Below are 6,560 nucleotides of genomic sequence, written 5' to 3' on the forward strand. Positions count from 1 at the left end.
GATTTGTTAAAAATAAATAGATTATCAATATTAGTTTCCTGTATTTTTTTTTCCTTCTATTCTTTCACTCAGAATAAATCAAAAGTTAATTTAACTTTTTTTGGTTCTTCTGTATGTAAGGGATATGGTGCAAAAAATGATCAAGGGTATGCATGGATGTTTTATAACAGTAACGTTATAGATACTCTTAAATACAAATATTATAATGTTTCTACTAATGGAGATAATACAATAAAATTAGAGAAGTTTGATAGATTATCAAAAAAATTGTACCCCACAAAACCAAAGATAGTTGTAATCGGTTTATCACTAGGTAATGAGGGATTGAGAAAACAGGTAGACCAAAATGGTAGAGAACAAGTTTTAGAACAGTTTAGAAGTAGATTGCTAAGACTTTCTGACTCTCTATACAATCAGGGAATAAAACCTGTTATCGTAAATTGTTATGCACATTCTTTATTTGATGAAAACCACTACAGGATTACAAAAAGAATGAATGAAATTATTAATACTTGGAAATACCCTAGTATTAATGTTTTAGGTGCTATAGATAATTATGAAGGTAAATGGGTTGATGGTTTTGTAAATGACCCTTGGCATCCAAATAACCTAGGGCATAAAGAAATGTCTTACACTATTGTTCCCTCTTTATTTGACGCCTTATTAGCTGGAAAAAAAACTCCAATTTATGACTATAATCCTAGTTATATAACTCTTAAAAATAAAAAATCAGAACAAGCACCTCTTTTATTAGATCTTAAAAATAATACTGTTCATTCTTTTACATTAAGTTTTAGATTTAAAAAAATGGAAGATGGAAGTATTGCTGGTTTTGTTCAAGGTAACAAACAGAACTCAATTTCAATTAAAGGGTTTAACTTAAAATATAAAACCATATCTGTGCTTTTTGATAGGTATAAAGATAAATGGAATCACCTAGTTTTATCTCATAGTTTTGCAAATAAAAAATCTATTTTATATTTAAATGGTGTAAATATTGGCGAAGTCGAAGAAAGATTAAGTCCTTCGAAATTTTATTTTGGGGGAACTTCAAAATCGATAGAACTTAAAGATTTATCTTTTCATCGCTCCTCAATAAATAAAGATGAAGTAATTAATTTATTTAATAAGAAAATTATTCAGTCTAGTTTAGATTTTTTTGCTTCACTAACAAAATTAACTCAGGACAAAAAAATATCTAATGAGGCTCAGAGTCTATTAGTATTAAATATAGAAAAGTCACAAGAACTTATTCTAAATAATCTTGAATACTAAGTAAATTAAAGGTTTCTTATAAATTTAACATCCATTAATACAATGTTGGGAATAGTAAAAAATGCACACAAGCATTTAGAAAGAGTATGTGTAAAAAGTAATAATAGACAGTATTCATATCAAACACTTTTAAATAAATCAGAATCAATAGCAGTTGATTTACTTGCCGGTAAAAAAGACTTAAATGAACAGAGAGTAACTTTTTTAGTTGATCCAGGTTTTGTTTATGTTTCTATTCAATGGGGTATTTGGAGAGCTGGAGGTATCGCTGTTCCATTATGCGTAAAACATCCTTTAGAGTCTATAAAATATGTATTAGATGATACAAATACATCTGTTTTGATTTACAGTGAAAAATATAAAGATTTATTAGAACCTGTTCTTAATAACAATAATATTAGATGTATTAAAGCAGAGTCTTTTACAAATATTTTTGGATCTCTACCAGTTATTTCTTTAGATAGAAGAGCTATGATTATTTATACAAGTGGAACTACAGGAGCTCCAAAGGGAGTAGTGTCTACTCATCAAAACATAGAAAGTCAGGTTGTTACATTAATTAAAAGTTGGGAATGGGAGAAAAAAGATCATATATTAAATGTTTTACCTATGCATCATGTTCATGGTATTGTAAATATAACTTTATGTGCATTATGGTCTGGCGCTTGTTGCGAGTTTTTACCAAAATTTAATGCGAAAGATGTTTTTGATTTATTTAAAAATAAAGAGATAAATATTTTTATGGCAGTACCAACTATCTATTATAAACTTATCTCTTTCTGGAAAACTTTACCTAAAAATGAGCAACAAGAAATATCAAATACTTTAGAACATTTTAGATTAATGGTTTCAGGTTCTGCAGCACTACCAGTAAGCGTTCTTAAATATTGGAAATCAATAAGTAAACATACTCTTCTTGAGAGGTATGGGATGACTGAGATTGGGATGGCAATTAGCAATCCTTATAGAGGTAAAAGAAAACCAGGACATATAGGGCAGCCATTGCAAGGAGTATCAATAAGGATAGCAGAAGATAATGGTAAAATATCTAAAATAGGAGAACCAGGAGAGATACAGGTTAAAGGAAATAATGTGTTTAAGGAGTATTGGAATAAACCTAAAGAAACTAAAGAAAGTTTTACCAAAGATAATTGGTTTAAGACAGGAGACATTGCAATTTTTCAAGAAGGAAGTTTTAAGATATTAGGCAGAAATTCAGTAGACATAATTAAGAATGGAGGATATAAAGTTTCTGCGTTAGAAATAGAAGAAGTACTAAGGAAATATAAATATATTGCAGATTGTGGTGTAGTAGGTTTGCCAGATGAAGAATGGGGAGAAATTATTGCAGTTTGCATAGTTATTAATACTAAATCAATTTCTATAGATGAGTTAAAAGAGTGGTTAAAGTTAAAGTTGCCATCTTATAAAATACCTACAAAATATAATATTCAAAAAGAGTTACCTGTAAATGTTATGGGGAAGGTTGTTAAGAATGAAATTAAAAAGTTATTTTAAATACTACAAATATGAAAATTTATGGTGTTGCAATTCTTTCATTTTCTTTTTTATTAGGAAAGTTTACTGGAAGTTTATTAGGTAATTTATTAAATATTGATGGAGATCTTGGGGGGGTTGGTTTTTCTATGGTATATCTCATTTTTTTAACCAATTTTTTTAAAAAAAGAAACTTGTTTAAAAAAGAAACTAAAAGAGGAATTGTTTTTTGGGGGTCAATGTACATTCCAATTGTAATAGCTATGTCTGCAACACAAAATGTAAAAGCTGCTTGGAATGGGGGTTACACAGCGATTTTAGTTGGTTTTTTTGTTGTTTTTATAGGTTATTTTTTAGTTCCAATAATTTCAAAAATAGGCAAGAATAAAACATCAAATTCTGTATAATAATGATAGACATTTTACAAAATATCATTTCAAAAAACGGATTAATTGTTGCTTTTTTATGTGTTGGTCTTTTAATGTTATTTTCCTTTTACATATCTAAATATTTATTCAAATCTTATATCCCTAGTGTTGCTGTAGCTATAATAATAGCGCTAGGTTTGGCTTTTTTTGGTGAAAAAAAAGGTCTTAGTGACTTTAGTACTTTTACAGGTTTATCTTTATTAGGTGGTTCTATGCTAAGAGATTTTTCTGTCGTAGCAACTGCTATGAATACAGATTTAAAAAAAATTAAGGATGCTGGTTTGGCCGGGGTAATATCTTTATTTGTAGGAGTTTCTTTTTCTTTTTTTTTAGGAGTATTTATTTCTTTTTGTTATGGATATACAGATCCAGTAAGTCTTACAACAATAGGAGCAGGTGCATGTACTTATATAGTGGGACCTATAACAGGATATGCTTTAGGAGCTAGTTCAGAAGTAATTGCAATTAGTATTGCTACAGGAGTTTTTAAAACAATATGTGTTACTATATTGACACCTTTCTTAGCTAAAAGAATAAATTTAAACAATCCTCATGAGGCTATTGTTTTTGGAGGGTTAATGGGAACAACAAGTGGTGTTTCTGCAGGTCTGGCTGCTACAGATCCAAAATTAGTTCCTTATGGAGCTATGACAGCTACTTTTTATACAGGACTCGGATGTTTGTTGTGCCCTTCTGTATTTTATATAATCATAAGCTTTGTTTTCGGTTAAAAATAAAACCTTTAAAAAGGCTTTTGTATTTATTGGTATTAAGTATATCTATTAGTTAAATATAAAGCAAGGAAACAACAAAATGATATTTAAGATTTTGTTAAAAAACAATAAAATAAAAATATTAAATTTTTAGAATTTATGTGTCATAATAAGCTTATTGATAAGTCGTTAAATAATTTAGGAATCAAAAATGCAACAATTAAATATCAGTTAATTTCAGACAAATTGTTTGATGAAACTATTAAAAAGAAACAAGGAGAGGTTTCTTCTTTAGGTGCTATCGCTGTAAACACAGGTGAGTTTACAGGGCGTTCACCCAAAGATCGCTTTATTGTTAAAGACGCAATAACCAAAGACGAAGTTTGGTGGAGTGATATTAATCTTCCTTTTGATACAGATAAGTTTGATGCTCTATATGCTAAAGTAACAGCGTATCTTTCTAACAAAGAAATATTTGTGAGAGATTCGTATGCATGTGCAGATGAAAATTACAAGTTAAATATTAGGGTTGTCAACGAGTTTCCTTGGAGTAATATGTTTGCCTATAACATGTTTTTAAGACCAACAGAAGCCGAACTTAAAGACTTTGAACCAGAATGGACCGTTGTAAATGCACCCGGTTTTATGGCAGATCCAGAAGTAGACGGAACAAGACAACACAATTTTGTTATTTTAAATTTCACAAAGAAAATTGCACTAATTGGCGGAACAGGATATACAGGCGAAATTAAAAAAGGAATTTTTTCTGCATTAAATTTTATTCTTCCTATATTCAAAAACACCCTGCCAATGCATTGCTCTGCAAACGTTGGTAAAAATGGAGATACAGCTATTTTCTTCGGACTTTCTGGAACCGGTAAAACAACCCTTTCTACAGATCCGGAAAGAAGTTTAATTGGTGACGATGAACATGGTTGGACAGCAGAAAACACCGTTTTTAATTTTGAAGGCGGTTGTTATGCAAAAGTGATTAACTTATCAAAAGAACAAGAGCCAGAGATTTTTGGAGCCATTAAAAAAGGCGCTATCCTAGAGAATGTGGTTATGGATACAAATGGGGTTGTCGATTTTACAGACACTTCAATCACGCAAAATACCAGAGTTAGTTATCCAATAGATCATATAGAAAATATCAAACAACCTTCTATTGGTAAAAATCCAAAGAATATTTTCTTTTTAACTGCGGATGCTTTCGGAGTGTTGCCTCCAATATCTAAACTAACACCAAACCAAGCAGCTTATCATTTTATTTCTGGATATACAGCTAAAGTTGCAGGAACCGAAGCAGGTATTAAAGAACCAACACCTAGCTTTTCTGCCTGTTTTGGTGCACCTTTTATGCCTTTACATCCTACAAAATATGCAGAAATGCTTAGTAAGAAAATGAAAGATTCAAATGTTAATGTTTGGTTGATTAATACAGGTTGGTCTGGTGGGCAATATGGCATAGGAAGAAGAATGCCATTAAAATATACAAGAGCAATGATTGCTGCAGTTTTAAATGGCGATTTAGGGAGTTATAGATACGAAGATTACCATATTCACTCTGTTTTTGGAGTAGCACAACCAAGAACATGTCCTGGAGTACCAACCGAATTATTAAGTCCGAGAGCTACTTGGAATAATGATGAAGCTTATTACAAAGCTGCTTTTAAGTTATCAAATGCATTTAGAATTAATTTTAAACAATTTGAAGACTTTGCAAATGAAGAAATACGAAGAGGAGGTCCTCATCGATATGCATTTTAATATAAGACTAAATCAATTATTTTTTCACTAACTTTAACTAAAAGCTTAAAGTTTACAAGTTTTTTTTAGATCTATGTTTTTGTAATTAAACTTAAATCATGAATATCCTCAAAAAAGTTATAAATTTTGACTGTTGAGCTCACAAAAAAACTCAAAATTGTAAAATTTTGAGTTTTTTTGTGCCCATACAACTATAAAAGTACTAGAAAATTAGTTGTTTAAGACTGATAAAAATCATCTTTTAAAGTGAGATTTTTTCTGAAATTTGAAATATAATTCTAAATGAAGATATCATGAAAAAACGAACACCCATAGCAAGCATAATGACATCCGAGGTTATTACTTTAAGCGTTTCTGATACTTTAGAAAAAGCGGAAAAACTTTTCAAAAAAAATAAAATTAGACACATTCCTGTCGTTAGAAATAAAGAAATATTAGGGATGCTAAGTTATACAGATATTTTAAGAATTAGTTTTGCAGATATATCAGATGATGAAAACAATGTAGATACTTTTGTTTACGATATGTTTACAATCAAACAAGTAATGGCTAAAAATGTAACAGTTGTAGACCCAGATGCGACCATAAAAGAGGTTTCTGAATTGTTAGCGGCAAAAGAATTTCATGCACTACCAGTTGCCAAAGATGGCGAATTAGTTGGTATTGTTACAACAACAGATTTAATTAAGTTTTTAATAGAACAGTTATAAGTTATAGAGTTTTTTGAGTTAGTAATAGTAGTTTAAAAAGGGGCTTTGTAATAGGGCCTCTTTTTTTATTGATATTCAGAGGTTAGCTCATCTACAATTAAACCATCTTCTAACGTTTGTATTACACCTAATGCTGCTCTTTCACCGGAAATCATGGCTGCATTTAA

6 protein-coding genes are annotated in these 6,560 nt (G+C 30.0%); all 6 read left to right on the forward strand.

Translation table 11 applies throughout. The features are described from left to right. The first annotated feature begins 3 nt into the window (after window positions 1-3). The 6 genes from ACTG3S_RS09185 (at window position 4) to ACTG3S_RS09210 (ending at window position 6,393) form a co-directional block, all read left to right on the forward strand. Entirely contained in the window at window positions 4-1,275 is a 1,272-nt protein-coding gene (locus tag ACTG3S_RS09185; protein WP_439129063.1) for an SGNH/GDSL hydrolase family protein, read from the forward strand. A 42-nt stretch (window positions 1,276-1,317) separates the two neighbouring features. Then, window positions 1,318-2,793 carry an acyl-CoA synthetase gene (locus tag ACTG3S_RS09190; protein ID WP_439129064.1) on the forward strand — a complete coding sequence of 492 codons (1,476 nt, stop codon included), beginning with the start codon at window positions 1,318-1,320 and terminating at the stop codon, window positions 2,791-2,793. 11 nt (window positions 2,794-2,804) lie between these two features. Next, window positions 2,805-3,179, forward strand: a complete 375-nt coding sequence (gene madL, locus ACTG3S_RS09195) for a malonate transporter subunit MadL (RefSeq protein ID WP_439129065.1) — start codon at window positions 2,805-2,807, stop codon at window positions 3,177-3,179. 2 nt (window positions 3,180-3,181) lie between these two features. Further along, on the forward strand, window positions 3,182-3,931 hold the full coding sequence (gene madM / locus ACTG3S_RS09200; protein WP_439129066.1) for a malonate transporter subunit MadM: 750 nt from the start codon (window positions 3,182-3,184) through the stop codon (window positions 3,929-3,931). A 141-nt stretch (window positions 3,932-4,072) separates the two neighbouring features. Then, window positions 4,073-5,683: a phosphoenolpyruvate carboxykinase (ATP) gene (gene pckA, locus ACTG3S_RS09205; protein ID WP_439129067.1), complete on the forward strand. Its 1,611-nt coding sequence runs from the start codon at window positions 4,073-4,075 to the stop codon at window positions 5,681-5,683. A gap of 293 nt (window positions 5,684-5,976) precedes the next feature. Then, window positions 5,977-6,393, forward strand: a complete 417-nt coding sequence (locus ACTG3S_RS09210; protein ID WP_439129068.1) for a CBS domain-containing protein — start codon at window positions 5,977-5,979, stop codon at window positions 6,391-6,393. Window positions 6,394-6,560: the final 167 nt, after the last annotated feature.

It is taken from the genome of Polaribacter sp., from assembly GCF_965656025.1.
Lineage (GTDB): Bacteria > Bacteroidota > Bacteroidia > Flavobacteriales > Flavobacteriaceae > Polaribacter.